Origin of the sequence: Micromonospora sp. NPDC049044 (assembly GCF_040649215.1) — a bacterium.
GTDB lineage: Bacteria > Actinomycetota > Actinomycetes > Mycobacteriales > Micromonosporaceae > Micromonospora.
Map to the genome: position 1 here is coordinate 1 of NZ_JBEZFA010000048.1, position 26675 is coordinate 26675.

The following is a 26675-nucleotide window of genomic DNA, read 5'->3' on the forward strand; positions in this document are numbered from 1 at the left end:
ATCTGCGCCCGCTCAACGGACGACAACCTCTGCCCCGGCATGACCCCTCATCCTGACGAGAATCCACCCCGTTGCAACAACCACTTGAGCCCAAGGCGATCGGACACCGCGATTTTCATTGAACGCGAGTCGATCAGCAGCCAGCGGTCGCGAGCGGGTCAGGCGGTGTCGGCTTTGTGGAGATCTGCTCCCTTTTCCCGGGCTGAGTTCGGGCCGGAAGAGTCCTGGGCGGGCGGCGAGTTTCGCCGGAGCAGACCCGGGCCGGCCGAAGCGGGCGGGCCGACCGGTTCGCGCTCGGTCGCAACCGGGATCACGGCCGCCGCCCCCGACGGCTCGACGTAGGCAGGTCCGGGCACACCCGACTGCTCCGCCTCGACCGCGCGGGTGCCGTCGGCATCGGCCATTTCGGCACCGGGGCTGTCGACGCCGGCAAGCCTCGCAGCGCCACGCCCATCCCGCCGCTGCGCAAGCCCCTCCACACCGTCGAGCCGCCCCACACCACCGGACCGCTCCACGCCACTGGACCTCTCCACCCGCTCGGTGGGGGCGGCGCGCCGGGGGTTGGGGGTCGGCCGGGACGACAGCAGCCGGGGCGGCACGGCCTCCGGGGCGGTCACCGGGGCCAGACCGGCCACGACAGTGTTGACGATCTCGGCCGCGTACGAGCCGTCCGGGTCGTAGTCGGGGTCGAAGACGGTCAGCTCCACGCCGAGGCAGTGCGGGGTGTCGACCAGGCCGGCGAGCAGGATCTCCAGCTCGGCGAAGGCGATCCCACCGGGGTCGGGGGCGTCGACGGCGGGCATCACCGCGGGGTCGAGCACGTCCACGTCGATGTGCACCCAGTAGCCCGCGCAGTCGGCGAGTTGCTCGTGCGCCCACTGCGCCGTCCGGGCGGCGCCTTCGGCGCGGAGCGCCGGCACCGGTCGGGTGGTGATCCCCGCGGCCTGCAGGTCGAGCCGGTATTCGTCCTGGGCTCGGATGCCGAGCACCACCACGTCGATGTCGCGGAAGTACGGCCGGCGACCCTCGATCGCGGCCAGGTCGGCCTGGCCGCGACCGGTGACGAGGGCCAGGTCCTCCCCGGCTGCCGCTCCCACGTAGGAGGCGTTGCCGGGGTGCCGGAAGTCGGAGTGCCCGTCGACGAAGACCAGCCCGATCCGGCCGCCGACTGCCTCACCGAGGCGGTGCATGGCAAGCGCCGAGCCGAGCAGCACTGAGCAGTCGCCGCCCAGCACCACCGGGAACTCACCCCGGTCGATGATCGAGCCGATCCGTTCGGCGAGGGCGAGCGAGTAGTCGGCGATCTCCCGGGCGTGGCACACCCCGTCGCCGGGCCGCCAGTCACCCGGGTCGTACCGGGCCGGGGTGACGCAGCCCGCGTCGCGGGCGCGGAGCCGGGCCAGCAGTTCGTGGTCGCGCAGCGCGCCGGGTGCCTTGGCGCAACCCGGGACCGACGTGGACGTCGGTGGCCGCAGACCGAGATTTGTCGGCGCGTCGAGGACGGCGATCCGGCGCATCATGAGCTCCCGTCCTCGTTTGTCGGGCGGGCCGGCCGGAACGCCGGCCCGCGCTGGCGTGCTTCGAACTCAGAACAGGGCGCTGGCCAGGGCCCGGCGGGCCGAGGCGACCGCCGGATCGTCGGGGCCGGCGATGGAGAAGAGCGAGACCAGGTGCTGGCGGGCGGTCTCCCGGTCCTCTCCGGCGGTGCGCCGGACCAGACCGACGAGCCGGGCGTACGCCTGCTCGGCCAGGCCGCTGAGCACCTCGATGTCGGCGGCCAGCAGTTGCGCGGCCACGTCGTCGGGGGCACTCTCGGCGGCGGCCAGCGCGGCGGCGGGGTCCGCGCCGGCCACCCGGCGGGCCACCCCGACCTGGGCCAGCCCGGCCGTCGCCGCAGCGTCCGCCGGAGCGTCGGCGAGGATCTTCTTGTACGCCTGCTCGGCGGCGTCCAGGTCACCGCTCATCAGCGCGTCGTCCGCCTCGTCGAGGCGGGGGTCCTCCGGTTCGGCGACTGTCACGCCGCCGGCCTTGAGCACGGCCTGGAGCCACTGGCGCAGCTGCGGCTCGGGCACCACACCGGAGAAGGCGTCGACCGGCTGCCCGCCGACGACCGCGTAGACCATGGGGATGCCCTGGACCCGGAACATCTGGGCGATGCGCGGATTTTCCTGCACGTCTACCCGGGCCAGCACCCAGGTGCCGCCGCCCTCGGCGTTCAACTGCTCCAGGACCGGGGCGAACTCGTCGCTCTCCGGGAAGCCGGCCGCGCCGAAGAACACGACGACGGGCATGGCCATCGACCGTTCGAGCACCTCGGACTGGATTGTCGCTTCGGTGACGTCGACGATGGCGGTGCTTCCGCCGGCGGCGGGGGCGCCGGGGGTGCCGTTGGACGGGCCGCCCTGCGGGGGCGTGCCGGGGCGGGAACTGGCTGGTGCGGGGCCACGCAGCGTGCTGAGGTCGACCGCGCCGCGGGTGAAGATCGACGAGGTGATCCGTGGGTCGCTCATGGTTACCTAGTCTCGCACGTGACCCGCCGTTCTCAGGTCACCCACAACCCCGACGTTGCAACTCTCACCCTGCCCTTCCACCCCGCCCGACACCCCCGCCCGGCACCCCACGCCGCAACCTCGCGATCGTGCACTTCCGGCCCGGCGGGACGCGGCTTTCAGGCCGTTCGCCGGGACCGCAGGTGCACGATTCGCGGGGGTTGCGGGGCGGGGGGAAACGCGGGGGTGGGGTGGTCAGAAGCGGGCGGGTTCGCGGTGGGTGCCCCATTCGGCGCGCAGGGCGTCGCAGATCTCGCCGAGGGTTGCCTCGGCGCGAACGGCGTCGAGCATCGCGGGGATCATGTTCTCGTCGGTGCGGCTGGCGTCGACCATCCTGGCCACCGCCGTCCGGACCGCCGCCTCGTCCCGGGCGCCCTTGCGCGCGGCCAGCACCCGGCGCTGCTCCAGCTCCACCTCGTGCGAGATGCGCAGGATCTCCAACTCCTTGGCGACGGTGCCGGTGTGGCAGTTGACCCCGACGATCTTCTTGTCGCCCTTTTCGAGGGCCTGCTGGTAGACGAAGGCCGACTCGGCGATGTGCCCGGTGAACCAGCCGTCCTCGATGCCGCGCAGGATGCCGGAGGTCATCGGGCCGATCTGGTGCGGCCCGTCGCCGCCGAGCTGCCGGATCCGGGCGAAGATCTCCTCCGCCTCGGCCTCGATCTTGTCGGTCAGCGCCTCGACGTACCAGGAGCCGCCGAGCGGGTCGGCGACGTTGACGACGCCGGTCTCCTCCATCAGCACCTGCTGGGTACGCAGGGCGATCTCGGCGGACTCGTCGGTGGGTAGCGCCAGGGTCTCGTCGAGCGCGTTGGTGTGCAGCGAGTTGGTGCCGCCGAGCACTGCCGCGAGGGCCTCGACGGCGGTACGTACGACGTTGTTCACCGGCTGCTGCGCGGTGAGCGACACCCCGGCGGTCTGCGTGTGGAACCGCAGCCAGAGTGCCTTCTCGCTGGTAGCGCCGTAGACGTCGCGCAGCCAACGGGCCCAGATCCGGCGGGCGGCGCGGAACTTGGCGATCTCCTCGAAGAAGTCGAGGTGCGAGTCGAAGAAGAAGCTCAGCCCCGGCGCGAAGACGTTCACGTCCAGGCCGCGGGAGAGGCCCAGCTCGACGTACCCGAAACCGTCGGCCAGGGTGTACGCAAGCTCCTGCGCGGCGGTCGAGCCGGCCTCGCGGATGTGGTAGCCGGAGACCGACAGCGGCTTGTAGCGCGGGATCTCGGCGGCGCAGTATTCCATCAGGTCGCCGATCAGGCGCAGGTGCGGCTCGGGGTCGAAGAGCCACTCCTTCTGCGCGATGTACTCCTTGAAGATGTCCGTCTGCAGGGTGCCGTCCAGCTTGGACAGGTCGGCGCCCTGCCGTTCGGCGGCGACCAGGTACATGCAGAACACCGGCACCGCCGGGCCGGAGATGGTCATCGAGGTGGTGACGTCGGCCAGGTCGATGCCGTCGAAGAGCGCCTGCATGTCGGTGGCGCTGTCGATCGCGACACCGCAGTGGCCGACCTCGCCGAGTGCCTGCGGGTCGTCCGAGTCGCGGCCCATCAGCGTCGGCATGTCGAACGCGACCGAGAGGCCGCCGCCGCCGGCGCCGAGGATCATCTTGTAGCGCTCGTTCGTCTGCTGGGCGTTGCCGAAGCCGGCGAACTGCCGGATCGTCCAGGTCCGCCCCCGGTAACCGGTCGGATAGAGGCCCCGGGTGTACGGGTACTCGCCCGGCCAGCCGATCCGCTCGAAGCCCGGGTACGCGCTGCCCTCGGGCGGTCCGTAGACCGGCTCGACCGGCATCCCGGAGAGCGTGGTGAAGTCAGCGTCGCGCTTGCGGGCGGCGTCGTAGCGGGCCTGCCAACGCGCCCGTCCGGCGTCGATCTCGTCGGCGTCCATGAGCAGGGCTCCTCCTCGGGTCCTCGACTGGCAGGTCGAGTGTAGGGCCCATACCTGAACGATCGCTAAGTCCCGTCGTACCGACGGGTAACCGTCACCGGAGCCACCGCCTGGCGCACGGGCCGTCGTGGTCGGCCCGCAGCAGGCAGCGCCGGCCGCCGTCGAGCCGCAGGTCGCAGAAGACCCGATGGCGTACGCACTAGGCGTCCTCGGCCGAGACGGTGGTCTCACCGGGTTCGGCCTGGGCGAGTACGTCGGCCCACCGCGCCACCACCCGGGCCAGCCGTACCGCGCCGCCCAGGTCGGTAGCGACCACCGGCAGGTGGATGACGAAGATCTCCCGGCAGGATCGACCCTGGCCAGTGAGGCGCGGATGGCTCAGGAGCACAGCATCGGCCGCGACGCGGTACGTATGGCGGTCTCACTTCTGCGTTCTGAGGACCTGGTCACCACCAGCCGGGGCCAGAGCACCAGGGTTAGTGAGACCCCGCGGCGCACCACTGTCGAACTCGCCGCCGGCAGTTCGGTCAGTTCGGTCATCGCCCGGATGCCGAGCGGCATCGAGCGGCGAGCGATGCAGCTCGACGATGGCGTGCCGATCCTCGAGGTCCGGGACGCGACGGGCGAGGTGAAGGTGCTACCCGGCGACGAGGTCGAGGTTGACCCGGCCGGGCCAGGGCTGACGGCCGGGTCGTCACTGTCTCGACGCGCGGTCAGGCGGCCGGGCCGCCCATCGCCACGTCGTCGACCCGGATGTTGACCTCGTCGACCCGCAGCCCGTACGCCTCGACGGCCTCGGTCACCCGTGCCCGTACCTCGCTGGTGACCTGGGGCACCGGCTGGCCGGCGTCGATGACGAGCACCAGGTTGACCACTGCCGCGTCGCCGGTCACGTGGGCCGAGCAACCCCGCCGGGCGTCGCCCACCTGATCCAACCCGACCCGGTCGAGCACCGAGTTGAAGAATCGGGCCACGTCCCCGCCCAACTCCGCCACCCCGGGCACTGCGCGAGCCGCCGCGACCGCGATCTTCTCGATAACCTCGTCGGAGACGTGCGTCGTACCGCCTGCTGGAACCGACACCGCGCCCAACTCCTGCGTCGCCTCGTGGTTCACGTCCCGCTCCCCTGCTCGCCGCGTCACCGCCCAGCCCGAACACCGTCGGGCGGGTGCGAGCGTACCGATCTGGACGCAGCGACGGGGGCCCGCGGTCGCAAGTAGAGCCGCCAACTCCCTGACGATCAATCTCAAGCGCTCGATGAGTGCAGGTGTTAGGCGCCGCCGGGAGCGGCCGGTGCCCTCGGTTGATCGATCATGAGGTTATTACCACCGATGTCGGCGTGTCGGCGCTACAACTTCATGATCACCCGAAAGCGAGCGCCGGGCACTGCCTCACCGAGGCGGTCCAGGTCTACGAGCTACGCGATCTCGCTGCATGAGGCCCGCTGCACCGCTCCCAGTGAAGCGCCGCCTTCCTGTTCAGCGGGCGAGTTGGGCGAGCAGGGTGTCCGCCGCCGCGTACGGGTCGAGGCCACCGGCAGCGACGGAGGCGGCGAGCGTGCTCAGCTCCGTACCGTCGCGCAGGGAGCCGATCCGGGCGCGGAGGATGCCGAGCGCGATGGCCTCGATCTCGGCGGCGGCCCGCGCCTCCTGGCGGCGGCGCAGCTCGCCGTGCTCGACCAGCCAGCCGCGGTGCTTGTCGATGGCGGCGGCGATGTCGTCGATGCCCTCGCCCCGGGCGGCTACCGAGCGGACCACCTGCGGTCGCCACTGCCCCGGCCCACGCTCACCGAGGGCGATCATGCCCTGGATGTCGCGGACGGTGGCGTCGACGCCGTCCCGGTCGGCCTTGTTGACCACGAAGACGTCAGCGATCTCCAGGATGCCGGCCTTGACCGCCTGGATCGCGTCGCCCATCCCGGGCGCGAGCAGCACCAACGTGGTGTCGGCAAGCGAGGCGACCTCGACCTCGGCCTGCCCGACGCCGACGGTCTCCACAAGCACCACGTCACAGCCGGCGCCCTCCAGCACCCGGACCGCCTGCGGCGTCGCAGCGGCCAACCCGCCGAGGTGGCCCCGGCTGGACATGGACCGGATGTAGACGCCCGGGTCGGTGGCGTGGTCCTGCATCCGCACCCGGTCGCCGAGGATCGCCCCGCCGGTGAACGGGCTGGACGGGTCGACCGCCAGCACGCCGACCCGGTGCCCCTGCGCCCGCAGCGCGCGGACCAGCTCGTTGGTGGTTGTCGACTTGCCCACCCCGGGCGAGCCGGTCAACCCGACCACCTGGGCCTGCCCGGCGTACGGCGCCAGCGCGGCGGCGACCGCCGGCAGCAGCGGGTCGCCGTTCTCCACAAGCGTGATCAGCCGAGCCACCGCGCGGGGGTCACCCGCGCGGGCCCGCTCGACAAGCATCGGTACGTCCCGGGAGCGGCGCACCGACGTGGTGCCCGCCGACGGGACCTGCTCGGCCGCCTCGCTCACCGGTCCGACACAACCTTGCCCGGCACGTGGATGATCAGCGCGTCGCCCTGACCGCCGCCGCCGCAGAGGGCCGCCGCGCCGGTGCCGCCGCCACGCCGCTTCAGCTCCAGGGCGAGGGTGAGGACCAGCCGCGCGCCGGACATGCCGATCGGGTGGCCCAGCGCGATCGCGCCGCCGTTGACGTTGACCTTGTCGGGGCTGATCCCGAGGTCCCGGGTGGACTGGATGCCGACCTGGGCGAACGCCTCGTTGATCTCGATGAGGTCCAGGTCGGCGACGCTCAGGCCACCCTTCTTCAGGGCGTGGTTGATCGCGTTTGACGGCTGCGAGTGCAGGGAGTTGTCCGGGCCCGCCACGTTGCCGTGCGCACCGATCTCGGCCAGCCAGGTCAAGCCCAGCTCGGTGGCCTTGGCCTTGCTCATCACGAGCACGGCGGCAGCGCCGTCGGAGATCGGCGACGAGCTGCCGGCGGTGATGGTGCCGTCCTTGGCGAAGGCCGGGCGCAGCTTGGCAAGCGACTCGACGGTGGTGTTCGGGCGGATGCCCTCGTCCTCGCTGATCACCAGCGGGTCACCCTTGCGCTGCGGGATCACCACCGGGGCGATCTCGTCGGCGAAGTGGCCGTTCTTCTGCGCCGCGGCGGCCCGCTGGTGGCTGGCGGCGGCGAAGGCGTCCTGCTCCTCGCGGGTGATGCCGTGCTTCGTGCCGATCCGCTCGGTCGACTCGCCCATCGAGCAGCAGTCCCAGGCGTCGCTGAGCCCGTCGTGCGCCATGTGGTCCTTGACCACCACGTCGCCGTACTTGTAGCCGGTGCGTTGACCCATCAGCAGGTGCGGGGCGTTTGTCATCGACTCCATGCCACCGGCCACCACGATGTCGAACTCGCCGGCCCGGATCAGCTGGTCGGCCAGGGCGATCGCGTCCAGGCCGGAGAGGCAAACCTTGTTGATGGTCAGCGCCGGCACGGACATCGGTACGCCGGCCTCGACCGCCGCCTGCCGCGCCGGGATCTGGCCGGCGCCGGCCTGCAGCACCTGCCCCATGATCACGTACTGGACCTGGTCGGGGCTGACCCCGGCGCGCTCCAACGCGGCCTTGATGGCGATCCCACCGAGCTTCGTGGCCGGGAGGTCCTTGAGGTTGCCCAGCAGCCGACCCATCGGGGTCCGTGCGCCGCTGACGATCACCGAAGCCATGCCTGCCTCCGAGGGGGTGCCGTGCTGTACGCCTTAACGATTGTTCGGCCAGACTAGCGTCATGACTGAGAACTCCTCCGCCGAGCCCGGTGCCGACTCCGTCACAGACATCGGGCTTCGCAAGATCGACCACGTCGGGATCGCCGTGGCCGACCTGGACGCCGCGATCGACTTCTACCAGCGGACGTTCGGGATGCGCTGCGTGCACGTCGAGACCAACACCGAGCAGGGCGTCCGGGAGGCGATGCTCGCCGTCGGGCCGACCACCGAGGGCGGCTGCGTGCAACTGCTCGCCCCACTCACCCCGGAGTCGAAGATCGCCAAGTTCCTGGACCGCAACGGGCCGGGTGTGCAGCAGGTCGCGTACACGGTGGTGGACATCGACGCGGCCTGCGCGGCGCTGCGCGAGCGGGGCATGCGGCTGCTCTACGACGCACCACGGCGCGGCACCGCGGACAGCCGGATCAACTTCGTCCACCCCAAGGACGCCGGTGGCGTCCTCGTCGAACTGGTCCAGCCCGCCCCCACCGCCCACTGACGCCCGCCCGGCAAGATCCGCATCACGTAGCCCGCGCCCGTCGAAGCCGTCGGCCGCGCACGTCAGTGCGCGGTTGGCGGGGCGGCCGGACACCTTCACGCATCGGCGGATGCAGTTTTTCACAGAGGACTTCCCGGCCTAGCTACCGTTCAGTAACGTCCGCCTCCACCGGAGCTCGACCGGGGTCGGATGTGTCGAATGCCGACATGGCGGTCGTGCCCTACCGGCGCCGACGATGGCAGCACCCGGGCCCGCGCGGGTGCGGACGAACCGGAGGTCACCGTGCAGGACATCCTCGAAGCGATCATGGCGGCGGAGGAATCGAGCGATCCGGACCGCGAACTCACCGGCATCGCCGGGCTGCCCGTACCGGAGAGTTACCGAGGCGTGGTGGTCCGCGCCGAGGAGGCCCGGATGTTCGACGGCATGGCCACCCGGGACAAGGACCCCCGCAAGGCGTTGCACGTCCAGGAGGTGCCGACGCCGGAGCTGGCGCCGGGCGAGGCGTTGGTAGCGGTGATGGCCAGCGCGATCAACTACAACACCGTGTGGACGAGCATCTTCGAGCCGCTGCCCACCTTCAAGTTCCTCCAGCGCTACGGCCGGGTCTCCGAGCTGACCCGCCGGCACGACCTCCCGTACCACGTCGTCGGGTCGGACGCGGCCGGCGTGGTGCTGCGCACCGGTCCCGGGGTGACCCGGTGGGCGCCCGGCGACGAGGTTGTGGCGCACTGCCTCTCCGTCGAGCTCGAGGACGCCGCCGGGCACGACGACACCATGCTCGACCCGCAGCAGCGGATCTGGGGCTTCGAGACCAACTTCGGTGGGCTGGCCGAGCTGGCGGTGGTCAAGGCCAACCAGCTGATGCCCAAGCCACGGCACCTGAGCTGGGAGGAGGCGGCCAGCCCCGGGCTTGTCAACTCCACCGCGTACCGGCAGCTCGTCTCGCACCACGGGGCCAACATGAAGCAGGGCGACGTGGTTTTGATCTGGGGGGCCTCCGGCGGCCTCGGCGGGTACGCCACCCAGATGGCACTCAACGGTGGCGCGATCCCGGTGTGCGTCGTCTCCTCGCCGGAGAAGGCGGAGCTGTGCCGCCGGATGGGCGCGGAGCTGGTCATCGACCGGGCGGCGGAGGGTTTCCGCTTCTGGAAGGACGAGGAGACCCAGGACCCGGACGAGTGGAAGCGCTTCGGCGAACGGATTCGCGAGCTGACCGCCGGCGAGGACCCGGACATCGTCTTCGAGCACCCGGGGCGGGAGACGTTCGGCGCCAGCGTCTACGTGGCCCGGCGCGGTGGGACCATCGTCACCTGCGCCTCCACCAGCGGCTTCCAGCACCAGTACGACAACCGCTACCTCTGGATGCACCTCAAGCGGATCGTCGGCAGCCACTTCGCCAACTATCACGAGGCGTGGCAGGCCAACCGTCTGGTCGCGCTCGGCAAGGTGCACCCGACGGTGTCCCGCACCTACTCACTCGAGCAGACCGGTCAGGCCGCGTACGAGGTGCACCGCAACGCCCACCAGGGCAAGGTCGGCGTGCGTTGCCTCGCGCCCACCGACGGCCTGGGCGTGCGCGACTGGGAGCTGCGGGCCCGGCACGAGGACGCGATCAACCGGTTCCGGGGGCACTGACCGGCACCGGCGGACCGGAGGCACCGACCAGCCGGACGGATGAACGCGTGATGACCAATGCGGCGATCGACATTGTTCTTCCGCTCCCATTACCGGGAAACCCACCCGGATCGAACAAAGGGCCTCGGGGTAACCCCGGGGCCCTTTTCCGCGTCACGCTGCGTGGCGTCCGACCCGCCCGGGACCTGCCAAGATCGCCGATTGGTCCCGCCCCGCCGATGGTGGGAGTTGACCATGTAAAGAGGCCACGAAAGCTGCGCACCGCTCTTGCGAAGCACCCTGGGGCGTCTGCCAGTATGTCCCAATGCCCCAGCAGCAGTCCTCCCCTCTCGCGTTCTTCGATAACGCGAACTCGCAGCCAGACTTCACCGTCGGCCTGCGCGGTTACAACACCCACCAGGTCGATGACTTCCTCGGCCGGATGACCGCCGCGCTTACCCAGTCCGAGCAGGCCCGCGCCGAGGCCGAGCAGCGGATGAACGACGCCCAGCGTCGACTCCGCCAGGCCGAGCAGCGCATGGGCGCGCTCGAGCAGAAGCTCACCGAGACGAACAAGCAGCTCGAAGAGAACAGCCGGCCCACCCTCTCCGGGCTCGGCACCCGCGTCGAGCAGATCCTCCGGCTCGCCGAGGAGCAGGCCAACGATCACCGCAACGAGGCCAAGCGCGAGGCGGAGGGCATCCTCTCCGCAGCCCGCCTCGAGGCCCGCGAGATCACCGACAAGGCACGTGCCGAGGCGGCGGCCATGAAGGCGAGCGCCGAGCGCGAGGCGGGCAACCTCCGCACGACCGCCGAGCGCGAGGCCGCCGAGGTCCGGGTGCAGGCCCGCCGGGAGGCCGACACGCTGCGCGCGGACGCCGACCGGGAGACCAAGCAGCTGCGCACCGTGACCGCGCACGAGGTCGCCGAGCTGAAGTCGACTGTCGAGCGGGAGGTCGCCACCCTCCGGGCCACCGCCGAGCGGGAGATCACCCAGCAGCGGGCGAAGGCCGCCCGCGAGGCTGAGGAGAAGCGCGCCGAGGCGACCAAGCTGCTCACCGACGCACGGGACAAGCGCGACAAGGACCTCCAGGCGCTGGAGCTCCAGCTGGCTGAGCGGCGGGAGAAGTCCGAGCGCGAGGAGTCCGAGCGGCACGCCGCCCAGGTCGCGCAGACCCAGAAGATGGTGAGCGAGGCCGAGCAGCGTGCTCGGGCCGCTCAGGATCGGGCCAAGGAGATCGAGCAGCGCGCCGAGGCTCGCCGGGTCGAGTCGGAGCGCAACGCCGCCGAGACTGTGGACAAGGCCAAGGCGCACTCCGAGAAGATGCTCAACGAGGCCAAGTCCGAGTCGCAGCGTCTGCTCTCCGAGGCCCGCACCGAGGCGGAGCTGACCACGCAGGCCGCCCGCCGCGAGGTCGAGGACCTCACCCGGCAGAAGGACGCGGTCACCTCGCAGCTGGGCCAGATGCTCTCCGGGCTCGCCGGCATCGTGCCGGGGATGCCGGCGGCTGCTCCGGCGGCCAAGCCGGAGGCCAAGAAGACCGAGGGCGGTCAGGATCGGGTGCCGGCGGAGACCGCCGGCTGACGCGAGGCGTCAGGTCGGGGCATCGACGGCGCGAGGTGACACCGGGTAACCGGTGCAACCTCGCGCCGTATGCGTTTCCCAACCGTCGGTGTCCCTCGCTCATAACGGAGTGAAGTAGGTCGCACAAGGCGCGTCCGTATCGCCCCAGCCGGCCCGGTTGCGTGTGAGGATGGGGGCATGTCGCACGGCGAGGAACTGTTCGCTCTCGGCGGGGACGTGACGACGGAGCCCAGCTTCGAGTCCGCTCTGCGGGGGTACGAGAAGAAACAGGTTGATCGGTATGTCGCGCGTGCCGAGCACGAGATCGCGACCCTCGCCGCCGAACGCGAGCAGGCGTATACACAGATCCACAAGCTCGCCGGCCAGGTCGAGGTGCTCCAGCGTGACCTGACGCAGGTGCGCAAGCAGATGAACGTGGTCGACCCGGCCTCGCTCCGGCACCTCGGCCCACTTGTCGACTCGATCGTGACGCAGGCCCAAGAGTTGGCCGACAAGCTGGTGGCCGATGCGAATGTGGAGATCGACGCCCGCCGCGCCGCGGCCGAGCACATCATCGAGGAGGCCCGCGAGCAGGCCGCGCGGGCGCTGAAGGACTTCGAGATCGCGCTCGCCGCGCGCCGCTCGGAGGAGGAGCGGCAGAGCGCGGCCCGGCGGGCCGAGGCCGAGGCCACTCTGCGGTCCGCCAAGGACGAGTCGGCGCAGTTGCGCAAGGCGGCGCAGGACGCGCTGGCGAAGGCGCAGCAGGAGGCCACCCAGCTGCGGGACAACGCCAAGGAGATCCACGCTCGGGCCCAACAGGAGTCGGCCAAGCTGCGTGAGACGGCCCGCGAGGCGTTGGCGAACGCCCGGCAGGAGGCCAGCGACCTGCGCGAGGCCGCCAAGGAGGTGCACGCCAAGGCCCTCCAGGAGGCCAAGCGGCTCACCGACACCGCGACCGAGGCCGGTCGGGCGAGTCACGCCAAGGCGCAGCAGGAGGCAAAGCAGATCATCGACGATGCGTCGATGGCCGGGCGGGCCACCCGCGCGAAGGCGCAACAGGAGGCGGAGCGGCTGACCACGCAGGCCGCCGAGGCGGCCAAGCGCAGCCGGGCCGACACCGAGGCGTACGTGCAGCGGATGCGCGCCGAGACCGAGGCGTACGTGCAGCAGACCCGGGCGCAGACCCAGCAGGAGCTGGGCGCGTGGCGGGCCGGTGTGGAGCAGGAGGTCAACTCGCGTCGGGAGGCTGCCGACCGGGAGTTGGCGCAGCGTCGGTCCACTGCCGAGCAGGAGTTCGCCAAGCACCGCGACGAGCTGGACAAGCAGCACACGTCCCGCCAGCAGGAGTTGGAGTCCGGGTTCGCCAGCCGTCAGCAGGAGTTCGAGGCGGGTTACACCACCCGCCGCGACGAGTTGGAAACCGAGTACACGAGCCGCAGGAACGAGCTGGAGACCGACTACTCCACGCGTAAGAACGAGATCGAGCAGAGCGCGGCCGGGATTCTTCAGGCGGCCGAGCAGGAGGCGGCGGCTCTGCGCCAGCGGTCCGAGGCGGAGGCGGCCGAGCTGCTGAGCCGGGCCGAGACCGAGGCCGGCGCCAAGCGCCGCGAGGCTGACGAGCACGTCGCGGCGTCGCGTCGGCAGTTCGAGGAGTACGCGGCCACCACCCAGCAGCACCTGGCCACCACCCAGCAGCACCTGGCGGCCACCCAGCAGGAGTCGGCGGCCGGTCGACAGCAGCTCGCCCAGGTGATGCTGGAGATCGCCCAGGCCCAGCAGCAGCTCGCCGACCTGCGACAGGAGACCTGGAAGGCTCGGCAGGAGTCGGACGAGCTGCAACGGCAGATGGCCGAGCTGCGGTTGCAGAGCGTGGCGGGCCCGGTCGACGGCCCGACCGCGCCGGCCGCCGCTGACGGTGCGGGCCGGAACACCACCGACGACGGTGCCGAGGGCGCGACAGTCTCCAGCGCGGCGACCGTCGACGCGGGCACCGTCGACGCGGGCACGTCGCCCGGGTCGGGTGCGGCCACCGGCGTCAAGACCGAGCCCGCCGACACCCGTCAGCCGCTGAACGCCGGGGCCGAGGGCGCCGGGCAGTCCACGACCCGACCGGTGGCCGAGCCGGTGACCACAGTCGATGGAGGTGCGGCGAGCGCCGGGGTGGACGGGGAGCCGACAGTGGCCGCCGTTCCGGGCGAGGGCGGCCGGGGCGCCAAGCCGACCAAGATCACCAGCACCGGTGAGAACGGTAAGCGGCCCAGCAAGCCCACCACCGACGAGCGCAGCGCCAAGCCCAGCAAGGTCACCATCGACAAGGACTGACGGCCGGCGTCGCCAGCCGCATGATCGACACGACATCAGTGACTTCGGGGTGTCCGGGTAACCCAGACACCCCGATTTCCTGAAGGGCGAGTGGATCAGGGCTGCTGGTCGGGTGGTGGGTCGATGACCGGGCGACGGAACGGCCCCCACGCCACGAAACGTTCGAACAGCTCCCGAGGCGCCGGCCCGGCGTAGGGATCGAGCTGGTACAGGTCGTGTGCCGCCTCGTGGTAGAGCCCGGCGAGGTAGATGGTCAGCGCCGCCGGATCGGTGGCGAACTCCGCCTTGAGCAGCAGCCGGGCGTCCGCGCAGGGCCACGGTAGGCCGTCTGCCCGGCAGCACCACATGGGTCGCAGCGGGGTGTGCGGCGTCCGCGCGCCGCAGGGTCGAGGAAACACGGGGTACGGCCCGAGCCTCGGCTGGGGCAACCCCGACACCGGTGTACGCGCCCTCCCGCCCGAGCGGGGACCCAACGGTGTGCAGCCGGTCGACGGCGGCGACGCGGCGACGACAGTGACGGGCAGCGACCGGCCGGCGGGGCGAGACGGGGGCATCAGATTGTCTCCTCGACTAGGCACGGTCGGGCCGTTGTGGAAACGGCAGGCCCGCGCGGTGGGAACCGGAGTGGTCCGGGACGACCCGGTAGGTGACAGTCTGCTGAGGGCACCGCTACGGTCGGAAGGCATCGCCGGGTCCGGTGGGGTGACTGCGGTGACGGCATGACCCGCCGGGTCGACCGGTGGAGAGGACCCTCGACCTGCGGAGGCACTGTGGAAGGCGACGCCGCGCCGACGGCCGACATGATCCGTGCGCAGCTGCGGCGGCTGCGGACCGCCGCCGGGATGAGCCAGGAGGATTTCGGCCGGCTGGTGCACTACTCCGGCTCGATGGTGTCCGCGCTGGAGCTGGGCCAGCGTCCGCTGGACCGGCTCTTCCTGGCCCGCGCCGACGAGGTCCTGGCCACCGGCGGTCTGCTCGTCTACCTGCTCAAACTCGCCGAGCGCGACGGCCAGCCGAGCTGGTTCCGGCCGTGGCTGGACGCCGAGCGCAACGCCCGCCAACTGCGCTGCTTCCAACCCACGCTGATCCCCGGCCTGCTACAGACCGAAAACTACGCCCGCGCGGTGCTGCGCGGCGACGAGTCCCTTAGCGCCGACGGCTTGGACCGGTTGCTGGCCGGCCGTATGGACCGCCAGTCGCTGCTCGTTCAGGCCGAGCCCCCGCAGTTCGTTGCCGTCATCGACGAACTGGTGCTGAGGCGCACCGGGGAAGAGTTCGTCGGCCTGATGGTCGAACAGGTCACCCACCTGGTCTCCTGCGCGGAACAGCCCAACGTCAGCGTGCACATCGTGCCCGCCGAGGTCGGGCTGCATCCAGGGCTGTCGGGGCCGTTCGTCTTGGCCCGGGGCGCCGACGGCGGCTGGGTGGGGCACCTGGAAAACCAGCTTGGCGGCACCGTTGTGGACACCGAGGATGGTCTGGCTACGCTGCTCGCGAGATGGGAAAGCGTGCGGAACGATGCCCTGTCCCGCCGGCAGTCCATCGAGCTGATGAAGAGGATCGTGACGACATGGAGCTGAAGAGCGCTGAATGGCGCAAATCAACCCGCAGCGGCGTTAGCGGGGGCGACTGCGTCGAGGTGGCGGACAATCTGCCCGGGGTCGTGGGGGTTCGGGACAGCAAGGACCCGACCGGTCCGGTGCTGATGTTCGCGCCGGCCGCGTGGCGGGCGTTCGTCGCTGTCGCCGCTCGTCCGACGGCCTGAGCCGGGGGTTCTGTTGCCACAGCACGATCCGTCGACTGACGACCCGGACGCGACGTCCGGTGCCCCGTCGGCGGAGACGCCACCGCCGGTGCCGGTTCCCGCTCCGGGGTTCGACCCGGACGAGCCGCCGGCGGTCCCGTCCGGGAAGTTCGGCACTCCTGGTCGTCCGTTACGCCGCAGCAGTTTCCTGATCGGGTTCACCGGGGCGCTCGGCGTGCTGCTGGCGTACACCCTCTATCTGGGGATTCGCAATGCCGGCGGCATCCTGGTGCTTGTGGTGATCGCGCTGTTCCTGGCGGTCGGCCTCAACCCGGCGGTGGTCCGGCTACGCCGCTGGGGCGTGCCGCACGGCCTGGCGGTGGCGGCTGTCGCGTTGACAGTGGTGCTGCTGCTCTGCGGTGGCGTGGTGGCGCTGGTGCCGCCGATCGTGACGCAGTCGGGGCAGTTCATCGACCAGATCCCGAGCCTGCTCGACGAGCTGCGCCGCAATCCGACGGTCAACGACCTGGTGGAGCGGTACGACGTGGTGGAGCGCGTGCAGAGCGCGGCCAACGCGCAGACCATCGGGCGGGCGCTCGGCGGGGTACTGGGCGGCGCCCAACTGATCTTCGGCACGGTGTTCCGGACGCTCACCGTGCTGGTGCTGACGATCTACTTCCTGGCCTACTTCAACAAGCTGCGCGGTCTGGGCTACTCGTTGGTGCCCCGGTCCCGGCGGGAGCGGGTGCAGCTGATCGGCGACGAGATCCTGGCCAAGGTGGGTGCCTACATGGTCGGCGCGCTGAGCATCGCGGTGCTGGCCGGCGCGACCACCTTCGTCTTCGCGCTGATCGTCGGGCTGCCGTACCCGTTCGCGCTGGCCGTGGTGGTGGCGGTGACCGATCTGATCCCGCAGATCGGTGCCACCCTGGGCGCGGTGATCGTGAGCCTTGTCGGCTTCGCCGCCGACCTGCCCACCGGCATCGCCTGCGCGATCTTCTTCCTCATCTACCAGCAGGTGGAGAACTACCTGATCTACCCGAAGGTGATGCGGCGCTCGGTGGAGGTCAACGAGGTGGCCGCCCTGCTGGCCGCGTTGCTCGGGGTGGCGCTGCTGGGCGTCGTGGGCGCGCTGATCGCCATCCCCACGGTCGCCGCGCTGCAACTGATCCTGCGCGAGGTGGTGCTGCCCCGTCAGGAGACCCGCTGAGGGTCAGCCGGCCTGACCGGCGGCCGGCCCGGGGACTGGTGTGTCCGCGAACGACGCCACCGTCCGGTCGGCGTACGCGCTGACGTCGCCGGACTCCATCGGGCCGTCCCAGGTCGTCGGGAGCGGCACCTCGACGGCCGGGTTGACCCGCCGGACGATCTCGTCGAGCACCGTCTCCGCGTCGCCCACCCAGAGGTGCTTGGCGCCCGGGACCCCGACCACCTCGGCCTGCGGCACGGCGGCGAACCGCTCCCGCGCCTCGGTCGGCCGCAGGTAGTCGTCGAACTCGGGCACCAGCGCCGTCAGCGGCCGACCCGAGGCTGCCCAGGTGGCCAGGTCCTCCGGGGCGGAGAAGCGCAGCGGCGGGGAGAGCAGGATCGCCCCGGCGACCGCCGGGTCACAGCCGTACTTCAACGCCAGGTCGGTGCCGAACGACCAACCGACCAGCCAGATGTTGGGCAGCTCGGCGAACTCCGCGTACTCGATGGCGGCGGCCACGTCGTAGCGCTCCCCCACCGCGCCGTCGAAGGCTCCCTCGCTGGTGCCGCGCAGGCTGCTGGTACCCCGGGTGTTGAACCGCAGCACGGCCAGGTCGGCCAGGGCGGGCAACCGCCAGGCCGCCTTACGGAAGACGTGGCTGTCCATCATTCCGCCGTGGGTGGGCAGCGGGTGCAGGCAGACCAGGGTGGCCACCGGCGGCCGGTCGGCCGGCAGTGCCAGCTCGCCGACCAGCCGCAGACCGTCGGCGGTGTGCAGCTCGATGTCCTCCCGGCGGCCGGGCAGGATCGACGACGCGCGGATCGCTGTGCTCACCGCCCAAGTGTGTCGTGAAGTGAGCGCCGCCGCCCGCCCAGGCACGAACAGGGTGATCCAGGTCGCTCGGTCAGTAGCGCGGGGTGCCCCGGCCGCGCTGCACCGCCGGCCCGCGCCGGTCCCGGGCCCGCCAGCAGCCGCTGTGCCAGTGCCGCCGGTCGGTCAGGTCACCCAGGCCGTCCGCCGGCCAGGCCACCAGGTGCGCCACCCCGGGTCGGATCTCCTGGTCACAACCGGGGCAGCGGTACGTCTTGACCGACGCCCCCGCGCCGATCCCACGCACCTGCCAGGCGCCGTCGGTCCACTGCTGCACCGAGGCGACGCCCTGCCGGACACGGTCGGCGTCCAGGTTGGCGTTCTCGTCCCGGCGAGGGCGGTTGCGACGGGGGCTCACAGTCACCAAGCGTACGTTCCGTCGGGCGGGACGACCCTCCGGCCGGCCCGCCCGACGGTCGAGGTCACTCCCAGGTCTGCGACCTGGTCGGGTCCTCCGACAGTTTCACGTCCGCCAGCACCAGCGTCGCGTCCGCCTCGGTGAAGCTTTTCGGCCAGTTCATGGGAGTTCCTTCGCCGGCGGGCCACGCGAAATCGGCGAGCACCGTCGTCTTGGGGATGCCGACCAGTTCCAACCTCGTCCCCCTCCCCGAGAGCAACGCCGGCCGGCCGGCGATGGTCCGATCGGCGTTGGTGTAGGTACCCCCCTGACTCACATACCGGTACTCCACCGACATTCTCTCCGTCGGGGCTCGCACCACGTCGAACCGGGCGGTGACCACTCTCGGGTACGAGTCGACGTCGACCGAGCAGCCGGTGACCTTCGCGCCCTCGGGCAGGGCACCGAGCCGCAGCGGCGCGGCGCACCGTCGGGCCTCCTTCCACCGCAGGGCCTCGACCGCCTTGGTCAGCACGGCCCGGTTTCCCTGCAACATGACGGCGCGGGCGTACAGGCCCGGCACGGGCTGCCACAACATGACGAGCGCGCCGGCCACACCGCTGGCCGGGCGGATCGCGCCGTCGAACACCGGGCGTCCCGACTCGGTCACGTCGAACGAGGTGCCGTCGACGGTGACGCTGCCGGAGAACACCTCCACGTTGCGACTCACGTCGATAAGCACCTCCTCACTGCCCGCCACGCTGAGCCGTACCCTCTCGGCGTGATCTCGGATCACCTCCCAGCCCAGGTAGCGCGCCCGCGCCGGGTCGACGCCGAAGTGCAGCACCTGCGGATCGGCACCCACCAGCGTCGGGTCGGCGGCGGCGCCGGGCACTCCGTCGGCGCGCGGCAGGACCACGGAGGGCGTGGACGTCGCAGTGGTCCAGGGCAGGCGGCCGGTCAGTTCGTCGAGGTCCGATCCGGTAACTCCGACGAAGCCGAGCGCCCCGACGAGGCACAGGGCGGTGCCCACGGCGGCCCGGCGGTGCACCTGTCTGCGGCGGCCCCGAGCACGGGAGGCTCGCAACAGCCGGTCGGTGTCCACGCCACCCTCGGCATGCTCCCGCAGGGTCTGGGCGATCTGTTCGTCGAGGTCGATCACGACCGGCTCCCGTTCGTGGCCGGGGCACCGCAGCGCTCCCGGAGGTTGGCGAGCGCCCGCATCGCGTGGGTGCGGACGGTGACCGGCGAGCAGTCCAGGATCTGGGCGATCGTCGCGTCGTCGAGGTCCTCGTAGAAGCGCAGCACCAGCACCGCCCGCTGGCGTTCGGGCAGGCCGAGGATGAGCCGCCACATCTCGTCCCGGTCGGCCGCCTCGCGGCCGAGGTCGCCACGCTGCGCCCGGTCGGCGAAGGTGTCGACGACCAACTCACGGTTGGACCGGCGACGCCACCAGGAGTTGTTGGCGTTGACCAGCATTCGACGTACATACACGTCGGGTCGGTCCGCCCGCGAGATCTTGCGCCAGTGCACGTACGCCCGGGACAGCACCTCCTGGGTGAGGTCTTCAGCCCGGTGCTCGTCACCGGTCAGCAGCCGCGCCAGCCGGATCAGGGCCGGGCCGCGGCTACCGACGTACTCCTCGAAGGTCACATCCCTCAGACGCGGCCGGGCCCCTCCGGCGTTGACCCCGTCAGCGGTGCGAGTGGTCGCGGAAACCGCGACGGGTCTTGCGGCCCAGGTAGCCGGCGGTGACCAGGTGCTCCAGCAGCGGCGCGGGCGCGAAGCCCGGCTCGCGCAGCTCCAGGTACAGCTCGCGCTGGATCGCCAGCGCGACGTCCAGGCCGACCACGTCGAGCAGCTCGAACGGGCCCATCGGGTAGCCGCAGCCGAGTTTCATGGCGTGGTCGATGTCGTCGGCCGTCGAGTAGCTGGCCTCGAGCATCTTCACCGCGTCGTTCAGGTAGGGGAAGAGCAACGCGTTGACGATGAACCCGGACCGGTCAGCGCAGACCACACCGGTCTTGTCGAGTGCGGCGCAGGCGGCACGGGCGGTGGCGATGGTCTCCGGGGAGGTGCGGATCGTGCGGACCACCTCGACCAGCGGCATGACCGGTGCCGGGTTGAAGAAGTGCAGTCCCACCACGTCGGCCGGTCGGTGGGTGGCCATCGCCACGTCGATCACCGGCAGCGAGGAGGTGGTGGTGGCAAGCACCACGCCCGGCTTGCAGATCTCGTCGAGGCTCGCGAAGAGCGCCTTCTTCACGCTCAACTCCTCGATCACCGCCTCGACCACCAGGTCCACGTCGGCGAGGTGGTCGAGCGTGGCCGACCAGCTGATCCGGCCGAGCGCGGCGTCGCGGTCAGCCTCGGTGAGCCTGCCGCGCACCACGCCCTTGTTCAGCGACGTCTTCACCGCCTCGCAGACCGTCGCGGACTTCTCCGCGCCGCGGGTCACCGAGACGACCTCGTAGCCGGCCTTCGCGAAGACCTCGATGATTCCGGTGGCCATCGTTCCGGACCCCACCACGCCGACCTTGGCGATCACTCGCGCGCCGTCGGCGAGCCCGCCGTCCGACGTCAGCGGCGTCACCTCATCCGGTACGACCACCGGCGAGCCGGGCCGCTCGTAGGTGTAGAAGCCCCGGCCGGACTTCCGACCGAGCAACCCGGCGGTCACCATCTGCTTCAGCAGCGGCACCGGGGCGTGCCTGCGGTCCCGCCCGCCGCGCCGGTACATGGTGTCCAGGATCTCGTACGCGGTGTCCAGGCCGATCAGGTCCATCAGCGCCAGCGGGCCCATCGGCAGGCCGCAGCCGAGCTTCATGGCCGCGTCGATGTCCTCCCGGGTCGCGTAGTGCGCCTCGAACATGCCGACCGCGTGGTTGAGGTAGCCGAAGAGCAGCGCATTGGCGATGAAACCGGCCCGGTCGTTGATGGTGACGTCGACCTTGCCGAGCCGGGCGCAGAGCGCCTCGACGTCGGCGACGACCTCGGGCGAGGTGACCACGGTGCGGACCACCTCGACAAGCTTCATCACCGGCGCCGGGTTGAAGAAGTGGATCCCGATCACCTGGTTGGGCCGGGTGGTGGCCACCGAGATCTCGGTGACGCTCAGCGACGAGGTGTTGGTGGCGAGGATGGCGTCCGGCCGGCAGACCCGGTCCAGCTCGGCGAAGATCCGCTGCTTGAGGTCGAGGTGCTCGGGCACCGCCTCGATGACCAGGTCGACGGAGTGCAGCGCGGGCAGCCCGACAGCGAAGTGCACGCGTTCGTGCAGGGCGTCGCGGTCCGCCGCGGCGAGCTTGCCCTTGGCGACCGCCCGGTCGGTGGAGGCGGTGAGGGTGGCCCGGCCGCGGTCCAGCGCCGCCTCGGAGATCTCGACAGCGACCACGTCGATGCCGTTGCGGGCGAAGACCTCGACGATGCCGGCACCCATGGTGCCCAGCCCCACCACACCCACGGTGTTGAACTCGCGCGCCACGACCGGCCTCCCCAGACACTCCACACGACCCCGAACGGCCGCTAAGGCTTTGCGCGCGAGTCTGCCACGTGACGTCCGGTTGTCGAGACGCCGTGGCACATGTCACCGCCGACGATGCGGGACCGTCGCTAGGCGGCCAGCCCGTCGGTGAGCGCCATTAGCTCGGCGACGAATTCCGCAGGCCGTTCCAGGTGCGGGCTGTGCCCGCAGCCGGGCAACACCACCTCTTGGTACGCGCCGCCGGCCGCCGCGTACCGATCCAGCACCGACCGGGTCTGGCCGACCATCGGCTGGGGTGGACAGGCCGCCTCGCCCGGCCAGCCGGGCACGAGACCGAGCGAGCCCAGGTACGCCAGGTCGAACAGCGAGGTGTCCGAGACGATGACGTCGGCGTCGCCGCGTACCCAGGTGACCGGAGGCTTGTCGGCGACGGCCACCAGCTCGTCGGCGAGCCGGAACCAGGTCGGTGCGAGCGCGTTGAGCACGCCACGTTCGCCCGGCGCGGTGCCCGGCCAGTTCGTCGAGGGCACCGCCGTGCCCGGGTAGTTGTCGTCGCCGGTGGCGGTGGAGAGCACGGTGTCCAGCAGCAGGTCCTCGTCGGTGCCCAGGGTCGCCGGGTCGGCCACGTAGGTGGCGCGCAGGACGGCGCGCGGGCTGGCTGGGGTGTCCGCGCTCCGGTCGCCGGCGGCGAGCCGGGCGACGAAGTCCGGGTTGGCCGAGCCCGCGCCGGTGCCGGCGAAGTCGGCGGTGGTCGGGGTGCCGGTCAGGTCGCGGGTGCCACCGAAGCCGTACGGGGAGACCGGTGCCGCGAGCAGCAACGCGCCCACCCGGTCCGGGTGGTCGACGAGGAGGCGCATCGCCACCCCGCCGCCGAGGGAGTGCCCGACCACCACCGGGCGGGTGCCGTCGCTGTCGAACAGGGTCGGGTCGTCGAGCAGGGCGGCCACGTCGTCGGCGAAGTCGCGCAGGCCTCGGGTGGCGTCCACCGGGGCGGTCTCGGTGTCGCCGTATCCGCGCAGGTCGGGGGCGACCACCCGCAGGGTCGGCGGTAGCCGCCGGACCAGCGGCTCCCAGAACAGCGCCGACGAGCAGTTGCCGTGGATCAGCAGCACCGGGGTGCCGTCCGGCGGTCCGGCCACCCGTACCGCCTGGGTGATGCCGTTCGCCGGGACGCTGCGCTGCTCGGTTTCCATCCGCGCGATGGTGCCAGGCCGGCCGGTGCGGGTCCAGGTGCGGGACCGCCACCCCGGGTGCGGCCCAGGTGTGGGCCACGCCCGGGTCGGCGTGCCCCGGTCAGCGGCGGGCGCTGGGCGGCGCGGCCAACGGCAGCGGCAGTGTCGGTCGAACGTCGCGCCGGGACGGGCCGAAACTGAGCCCCACCGGATCGGTGTGGGCCACCCCCGGGTCGAACAGGCGCAGCTCGGTACGGCCGAGTCGGATCACGTCGCCGTCGGAGAGCCGCTCGACGTCGGTTATCCGGCGATCGTTGAGCCAGGTGCCGTTTGTCGAGCCGAGGTCGCGCAGCGACGGGCCCTCCGGGGCCAACCACACCTCCGCGTGGCGGCGGCTCAGGTGCGGGTCGCTGATGACGACGTGACCGGTCGGTGCCCGACCGACCACCTGCGGCTCGACCCGAAGTCGAAAGCTCGCTCCGCGCATCGGCCCACCCGCCACAGTCAACAGCGGCATAAGTTCCGGATGTTCCTCCATGGACAGTCAGCCCTCCACCCCACACCGTTACTCCGCGCGTCAGCCTGCCATCAGACGGTAGTCATCGATACCGACCGGCCGGTCAGCTCCTCGTCACCTCCCGGCTACCCACCGTTCGACGGTTCGGGCGGGTCGTTTTCGTCATCGGCATCGTGGCCTGCACTGATAAACGATCAGGCGAAGCGCTACGGCTCCGGCCCGGTTGGTCACGATCCGGACCTACCCGTGAGTAATCTTCGGGTCTAGACTTCCGCCATGACGGCTGTGCATGTCCCCGGTCTTCCGGTCATCGAGGCAGGTCGGCTGGTCTCCACCAGCCCGGCCACCGGTGCGGAAGCCGGCCGGTTCCCGGTCGCTACCGACGCCGACGTCCGGCGGGCCGTCGAGAACGCCCGCACGGCCGGCGGGTGGTGGGCCGGGCTCGGCTTCACCGACCGCCGCGAACGGATGCTGCGCTGGCGTGCCCTGCTCGCCAAACGCATCGAGGAGCTGGCCCAGCTGGTGCATGTCGAGGGCGGCAAGCCGACCGCCGACGCCATCGTCGAGATCGTCACCGCGATCGAGCACATCGACTGGGCCGCCCGCAACGCCAGCCGCGTACTCGGCCCGCGCCGGGTGCGGTCCCGGCTGATCCTCGCCGAGTTCTCCGGCCACCTCGAATACCAGCCGCACGGTGTCGTCGGCGTGATCGGGCCCTGGAACTATCCGGTCTTCACCCCGATCGGTTCCGCCGCGTACGCGTTGGCCGCCGGCAACGCCGTGGTGCTCAAGCCGAGCGAATACACCCCGGCCGCCGGCCAGTGGCTGGTGGACAGCTTCGCCGAGGTGGTGCCCGAGCACCAGGTGTTCACCGCAGTGCACGGGCTGGGCGACGTGGGGGCGGCGCTGTGCCGCTCCGGGGTCGACAAGGTGGCCTTCACCGGCTCGACCGCCACCGCCCGGAAGGTGATGGCCGCCTGCGCCGAGACGCTGACCCCGGTGCTGATCGAGGGCGGCGGCAAGGACGCCATGATCGTCGACAGCGACGCCGACCTGGACGCCGCGGCCGAGGCGTGCGTCTGGGGCGGCATGACAAACGCGGGTCAGACCTGCATCGGCATCGAGCGGGTGTACGCCGTCGACTCGGTCTTCGACGCCTTCGTCGACAAGGTGGTCGCCCGGGCCGGTCGGTTGACCGTCGGGCCGGAGGGCACCGACATCGGGCCGATCACCATGCCCCGGCAACTCGACGTGATCCGCCAGCACATCGACGCGGCGATCGCCTCCGGCGGGCGTGCCGTGCTCGGCGGCCCGAGCGCGGTCCAGCCGCCGTACGTGCACCCGACGGTGCTCGTGGACGTCCCGGAGGAGTCGGCCGCCGTCCGTGAGGAGACCTTCGGCCCGACGCTCACCATCAGCCGGGTCCGCGACGCCGACGAGGCCGTCAGCCGCGCCAACGCCCTGTCGTACGGCCTCGGCGGTTCGGTCTTCGGCCGGCGGCGGGCGGTGGCCATCGCGCGGCAGCTGCGCTCCGGAATGGCCGCGATCAACTCTTCACTGACCTTCGCCGGCATGTCCACCCTGCCCTTCGGTGGGGTCGGCGACTCCGGCTTCGGGCGGATCCACGGGGCGGACGGGCTGCGCGAGTTCGGCCGGGCCAAGGCCGTGACCCGCCGTCGGGCCCGCTCGCTGCTGCCCTCGATGACCTTCGAACGGACCCCGACCGACGTGGCCCGACTCGTCAAGGCCATCAAAATTATGTACGGAAGGTGAGTGTCAGATAACCGATCTTCACTAAGGATCGGCGTATCCACATGTTTATGTGCGGTGTCAGCGGCGGTACATTACGTTAAATGGGCCCCAATCGATTGCGCTACCGCCTTGTCGACAGCGACCAGTCGTGGAGTGCGCGGCGGCGCCGGCACCGCTCGGACTGGTTGGCGCGCACCTTTCCCGACATCGGCGACATGCACGTGGTCGACCTGGGCGGCCGGCTCGGCACCTGGCACCGCGCGACCGTCCGACCGGCCCGGGTGACGGTCATCAACCTGGAGCAGCCGCCAGCCGTCGTGCCGGACTGGGCCCACGTCGAACAGGCCGACGCCTGCGAGCTGCCACCGCGCCTCACCAGGAGCGACTACGACCTGGTCTTCTCCAACTCCGTGCTGGAGCATGTGGGCGGGCACGAACGCCGGCTGCGCTTCGCCGCCGCCGCCCGCGCGATGGCCGACCGGCACTGGGTGCAGACGCCCTACCGCTACTTCCCCATCGAGCCACACTGGATCGCGCCCGGGATGCAGTTCCTGCCGGTGCGACTGCGCACCGCGCTCGCCCGCCGTTGGCCGCTGGGCCACAAGCCGACCCGCAGTCACGAGGCCGCCATCCACCAGGTCCTCTGGACCGAACTGCTCGACCGCTCGCAGATGCGCCACTACTTCCCCGACTCGACAATGCTTGTCGAGCGGGCGTTCGGCCTGCCCAAGTCGCTGATCGCGGTGCGTAGCGGCGGGTGAGCCCGATCAGAAGAGCGTCAGTTCGTCCTTTTCGATGCCCCGCAACCGGTCGTAGTTCACGACCACGCACCGGATGCCCCGGTCGGCGGCGAGCACCCGGGCCTGCGGCTTGATCTCCTGAGCCGCGAAGACCCCGGCCACCGGGCTGAGCAGCGGGTCACGGTTCATCAACTCGAGGTATCGAGTCAGCTGCTCCACACCGTCGATGTCGCCGCGCCGCTTGACCTCCACGGCGACCGCACCGGAGTTGGCGTCCCGGCAGAGCAGGTCGACCGGGCCGATCGCCGTCATGTACTCGCGGCGGACAAGCGTGAACCCCTCGCCCAACGCACCGGGGTTGGCGGCCAACAACTCCTGCAGGTGCGCCTCCACCCCGTCCTTGCGCAGGCCCGGGTCCACGCCCAGCTCGTACGAGGTGTCCTGGAAGATCTCCTCCAGGGTGATCCGCAGCTCCTCGCCGGCCTTGTTGACCACCCGCCACACGCCGGGGGCCTCCTCCAACCGGCACGGCGGGCTCATCCAGTTCAACGGCTTGTACGCCCGGTCGTCGGCATGGATCGACACCGACCCGTCCGCCTTCACCATCAGCAACCGGGTGGCCGGCGGCAGGTGAGCCGAGAGCCGTCCGACATAGTCCACCGAGCACTTCGCAATGACCAACCGCACCCGACGAGGGTAGCCGAGGACCCAGCGGTC

Annotated in this window: 24 protein-coding genes and 1 pseudogene; 9 read left to right on the forward strand and 16 right to left on the reverse strand. The window is 71.3% G+C overall.

Translation table 11 applies throughout. From position 1 onward, the window contains the following. Nucleotides 1–158 precede the first annotated feature (158 nt). From AB0B85_RS29255 to AB0B85_RS29285, 7 genes and pseudogenes are all read right to left on the reverse strand, one after another. Nucleotides 159–1520 carry an arginase family protein gene (locus tag AB0B85_RS29255; protein WP_357412241.1) on the reverse strand — a complete coding sequence of 454 codons (1362 nt, stop codon included), beginning with the start codon at nucleotides 1518–1520 and terminating at the stop codon, nucleotides 159–161. Between the two features lie 66 nt (nucleotides 1521–1586). Then, nucleotides 1587–2510, reverse strand: coding sequence for a tetratricopeptide repeat protein (locus AB0B85_RS29260; RefSeq protein ID WP_357412243.1), 924 nt, complete (start codon nucleotides 2508–2510; stop codon nucleotides 1587–1589). Nucleotides 2511–2744: 234 nt separating this feature from the next. Beyond that, nucleotides 2745–4433 (reverse strand): methylmalonyl-CoA mutase family protein, encoded by a 1689-nt coding sequence (locus AB0B85_RS29265; RefSeq protein ID WP_357412245.1) that lies wholly within the window; start codon nucleotides 4431–4433, stop codon nucleotides 2745–2747. Between the two features lie 94 nt (nucleotides 4434–4527). After that, a pseudogene (locus tag AB0B85_RS29270) lies at nucleotides 4528–4770 on the reverse strand (hypothetical protein). A gap of 376 nt (nucleotides 4771–5146) precedes the next feature. Next, nucleotides 5147–5548: an Asp23/Gls24 family envelope stress response protein gene (locus AB0B85_RS29275; protein ID WP_357412247.1), complete on the reverse strand. Its 402-nt coding sequence runs from the start codon at nucleotides 5546–5548 to the stop codon at nucleotides 5147–5149. A 363-nt stretch (nucleotides 5549–5911) separates the two neighbouring features. Continuing rightward, the gene (gene meaB, locus AB0B85_RS29280; protein ID WP_357412249.1) at nucleotides 5912–6916 is read right to left on the reverse strand and encodes a methylmalonyl Co-A mutase-associated GTPase MeaB; all 1005 of its coding nucleotides are present in this window, start codon (nucleotides 6914–6916) and stop codon (nucleotides 5912–5914) included. After that, a complete protein-coding gene (locus AB0B85_RS29285) occupies nucleotides 6913–8112 on the reverse strand; it encodes an acetyl-CoA C-acetyltransferase (RefSeq protein WP_357412251.1) in 1200 nt (399 codons plus the stop codon). The genes meaB and AB0B85_RS29285 overlap by 4 nt, the downstream gene beginning before the upstream one ends. Nucleotides 8113–8173: 61 nt before the next feature. Between AB0B85_RS29285 and mce the strand changes: the two genes are divergently transcribed. From mce to AB0B85_RS29305, 4 genes are all read left to right on the forward strand, one after another. Continuing rightward, a complete protein-coding gene (gene mce / locus AB0B85_RS29290) occupies nucleotides 8174–8650 on the forward strand; it encodes a methylmalonyl-CoA epimerase (RefSeq protein WP_357412253.1) in 477 nt (158 codons plus the stop codon). A 282-nt stretch (nucleotides 8651–8932) separates the two neighbouring features. Further along, a complete protein-coding gene (ccrA, locus tag AB0B85_RS29295) occupies nucleotides 8933–10288 on the forward strand; it encodes a crotonyl-CoA carboxylase/reductase (protein WP_357412333.1) in 1356 nt (451 codons plus the stop codon). Nucleotides 10289–10592: 304 nt separating this feature from the next. Further along, complete coding sequence (locus tag AB0B85_RS29300) at nucleotides 10593–11852, forward strand: DivIVA domain-containing protein (protein WP_357412255.1); 1260 nt, start codon at nucleotides 10593–10595, stop codon at nucleotides 11850–11852. 177 nt (nucleotides 11853–12029) lie between these two features. Further along, nucleotides 12030–14153, forward strand: a complete 2124-nt coding sequence (locus AB0B85_RS29305) for a hypothetical protein (RefSeq protein WP_357412257.1) — start codon at nucleotides 12030–12032, stop codon at nucleotides 14151–14153. A 95-nt stretch (nucleotides 14154–14248) separates the two neighbouring features. Here the strand turns inward: AB0B85_RS29305 and AB0B85_RS29310 are convergent, their stop codons facing one another. Beyond that, on the reverse strand, nucleotides 14249–14551 hold the full coding sequence (locus AB0B85_RS29310; protein WP_357412259.1) for a hypothetical protein: 303 nt from the start codon (nucleotides 14549–14551) through the stop codon (nucleotides 14249–14251). Between the two features lie 402 nt (nucleotides 14552–14953). Between AB0B85_RS29310 and AB0B85_RS29315 the strand changes: the two genes are divergently transcribed. The 3 genes from AB0B85_RS29315 to AB0B85_RS29325 all read left to right on the forward strand — a co-directional run bounded on the left by AB0B85_RS29315 (nucleotide 14954) and on the right by AB0B85_RS29325 (nucleotide 17107). Beyond that, nucleotides 14954–15733 (forward strand): helix-turn-helix transcriptional regulator, encoded by a 780-nt coding sequence (locus tag AB0B85_RS29315; protein ID WP_357412335.1) that lies wholly within the window; start codon nucleotides 14954–14956, stop codon nucleotides 15731–15733. Continuing rightward, on the forward strand, nucleotides 15724–15918 hold the full coding sequence (locus AB0B85_RS29320; RefSeq protein WP_357412261.1) for a DUF397 domain-containing protein: 195 nt from the start codon (nucleotides 15724–15726) through the stop codon (nucleotides 15916–15918). The genes AB0B85_RS29315 and AB0B85_RS29320 overlap by 10 nt, the downstream gene beginning before the upstream one ends. An 88-nt stretch (nucleotides 15919–16006) precedes the next feature. Beyond that, nucleotides 16007–17107: an AI-2E family transporter gene (locus AB0B85_RS29325; RefSeq protein WP_357412337.1), complete on the forward strand. Its 1101-nt coding sequence runs from the start codon at nucleotides 16007–16009 to the stop codon at nucleotides 17105–17107. Between the two features lie 3 nt (nucleotides 17108–17110). Here AB0B85_RS29325 and AB0B85_RS29330 read toward each other — a convergent pair whose 3' ends face one another. The 7 genes from AB0B85_RS29330 to AB0B85_RS29360 all read right to left on the reverse strand — a co-directional run bounded on the left by AB0B85_RS29330 (nucleotide 17111) and on the right by AB0B85_RS29360 (nucleotide 23436). Beyond that, nucleotides 17111–17920, reverse strand: coding sequence for an alpha/beta hydrolase (locus AB0B85_RS29330; RefSeq protein WP_357412263.1), 810 nt, complete (start codon nucleotides 17918–17920; stop codon nucleotides 17111–17113). A gap of 70 nt (nucleotides 17921–17990) precedes the next feature. Then, a complete protein-coding gene (locus AB0B85_RS29335) occupies nucleotides 17991–18320 on the reverse strand; it encodes a hypothetical protein (protein WP_036411703.1) in 330 nt (109 codons plus the stop codon). A 58-nt stretch (nucleotides 18321–18378) separates the two neighbouring features. Next, a complete protein-coding gene (locus tag AB0B85_RS29340) occupies nucleotides 18379–19455 on the reverse strand; it encodes a hypothetical protein (protein ID WP_357412266.1) in 1077 nt (358 codons plus the stop codon). Beyond that, on the reverse strand, nucleotides 19452–19946 hold the full coding sequence (locus AB0B85_RS29345) for a SigE family RNA polymerase sigma factor (RefSeq protein ID WP_357412268.1): 495 nt from the start codon (nucleotides 19944–19946) through the stop codon (nucleotides 19452–19454). The genes AB0B85_RS29340 and AB0B85_RS29345 overlap by 4 nt, the downstream gene beginning before the upstream one ends. Before the next feature lie 40 nt (nucleotides 19947–19986). Continuing rightward, nucleotides 19987–21777, reverse strand: coding sequence for a 3-hydroxybutyryl-CoA dehydrogenase (locus AB0B85_RS29350; protein WP_357412271.1), 1791 nt, complete (start codon nucleotides 21775–21777; stop codon nucleotides 19987–19989). A 128-nt stretch (nucleotides 21778–21905) separates the two neighbouring features. Beyond that, nucleotides 21906–22970, reverse strand: coding sequence for an alpha/beta hydrolase (locus AB0B85_RS29355; RefSeq protein WP_357412273.1), 1065 nt, complete (start codon nucleotides 22968–22970; stop codon nucleotides 21906–21908). Between the two features lie 100 nt (nucleotides 22971–23070). Continuing rightward, complete coding sequence (locus AB0B85_RS29360; RefSeq protein ID WP_357412275.1) at nucleotides 23071–23436, reverse strand: FHA domain-containing protein; 366 nt, start codon at nucleotides 23434–23436, stop codon at nucleotides 23071–23073. Nucleotides 23437–23742: 306 nt separating this feature from the next. Here AB0B85_RS29360 and AB0B85_RS29365 point away from each other — a divergent pair, with 306 nt between their 5' ends. After that, nucleotides 23743–25239: an aldehyde dehydrogenase family protein gene (locus AB0B85_RS29365; RefSeq protein ID WP_357412277.1), complete on the forward strand. Its 1497-nt coding sequence runs from the start codon at nucleotides 23743–23745 to the stop codon at nucleotides 25237–25239. Nucleotides 25240–25319: 80 nt separating this feature from the next. Next, nucleotides 25320–25979, forward strand: a complete 660-nt coding sequence (locus tag AB0B85_RS29370) for a class I SAM-dependent methyltransferase (RefSeq protein WP_357412279.1) — start codon at nucleotides 25320–25322, stop codon at nucleotides 25977–25979. Nucleotides 25980–25985: 6 nt separating this feature from the next. Here the strand turns inward: AB0B85_RS29370 and nucS are convergent, their stop codons facing one another. After that, the gene (gene nucS, locus AB0B85_RS29375) at nucleotides 25986–26645 is read right to left on the reverse strand and encodes an endonuclease NucS (RefSeq protein ID WP_357246312.1); all 660 of its coding nucleotides are present in this window, start codon (nucleotides 26643–26645) and stop codon (nucleotides 25986–25988) included. Nucleotides 26646–26675 lie beyond the last annotated feature (30 nt).

Coding starts and splice junctions, on each gene's coding strand:
- AB0B85_RS29320 (WP_357412261.1), top strand. CDS start 15,724: ATGGAGCTGAAGAGCGCTGAATGGCGCAAATCAACCCGCAGCGGCGTT.
- AB0B85_RS29365 (WP_357412277.1), top strand. CDS start 23,743: ATGACGGCTGTGCATGTCCCCGGTCTTCCGGTCATCGAGGCAGGTCGG.
- AB0B85_RS29285 (WP_357412251.1), bottom strand. CDS start 8,112: ATGGCTTCGGTGATCGTCAGCGGCGCACGGACCCCGATGGGTCGGCTG.
- AB0B85_RS29370 (WP_357412279.1), top strand. CDS start 25,320: ATGGGCCCCAATCGATTGCGCTACCGCCTTGTCGACAGCGACCAGTCG.
- AB0B85_RS29255 (WP_357412241.1), bottom strand. CDS start 1,520: ATGATGCGCCGGATCGCCGTCCTCGACGCGCCGACAAATCTCGGTCTG.
- AB0B85_RS29305 (WP_357412257.1), top strand. CDS start 12,030: ATGTCGCACGGCGAGGAACTGTTCGCTCTCGGCGGGGACGTGACGACG.
- AB0B85_RS29355 (WP_357412273.1), bottom strand. CDS start 22,970: ATGGAAACCGAGCAGCGCAGCGTCCCGGCGAACGGCATCACCCAGGCG.
- AB0B85_RS29315 (WP_357412335.1), top strand. CDS start 14,954: ATGATCCGTGCGCAGCTGCGGCGGCTGCGGACCGCCGCCGGGATGAGC.
- AB0B85_RS29300 (WP_357412255.1), top strand. CDS start 10,593: ATGCCCCAGCAGCAGTCCTCCCCTCTCGCGTTCTTCGATAACGCGAAC.
- AB0B85_RS29265 (WP_357412245.1), bottom strand. CDS start 4,433: ATGGACGCCGACGAGATCGACGCCGGACGGGCGCGTTGGCAGGCCCGC.
- AB0B85_RS29360 (WP_357412275.1), bottom strand. CDS start 23,436: ATGCGCGGAGCGAGCTTTCGACTTCGGGTCGAGCCGCAGGTGGTCGGT.
- AB0B85_RS29260 (WP_357412243.1), bottom strand. CDS start 2,510: ATGAGCGACCCACGGATCACCTCGTCGATCTTCACCCGCGGCGCGGTC.
- mce (WP_357412253.1), top strand. CDS start 8,174: ATGACTGAGAACTCCTCCGCCGAGCCCGGTGCCGACTCCGTCACAGAC.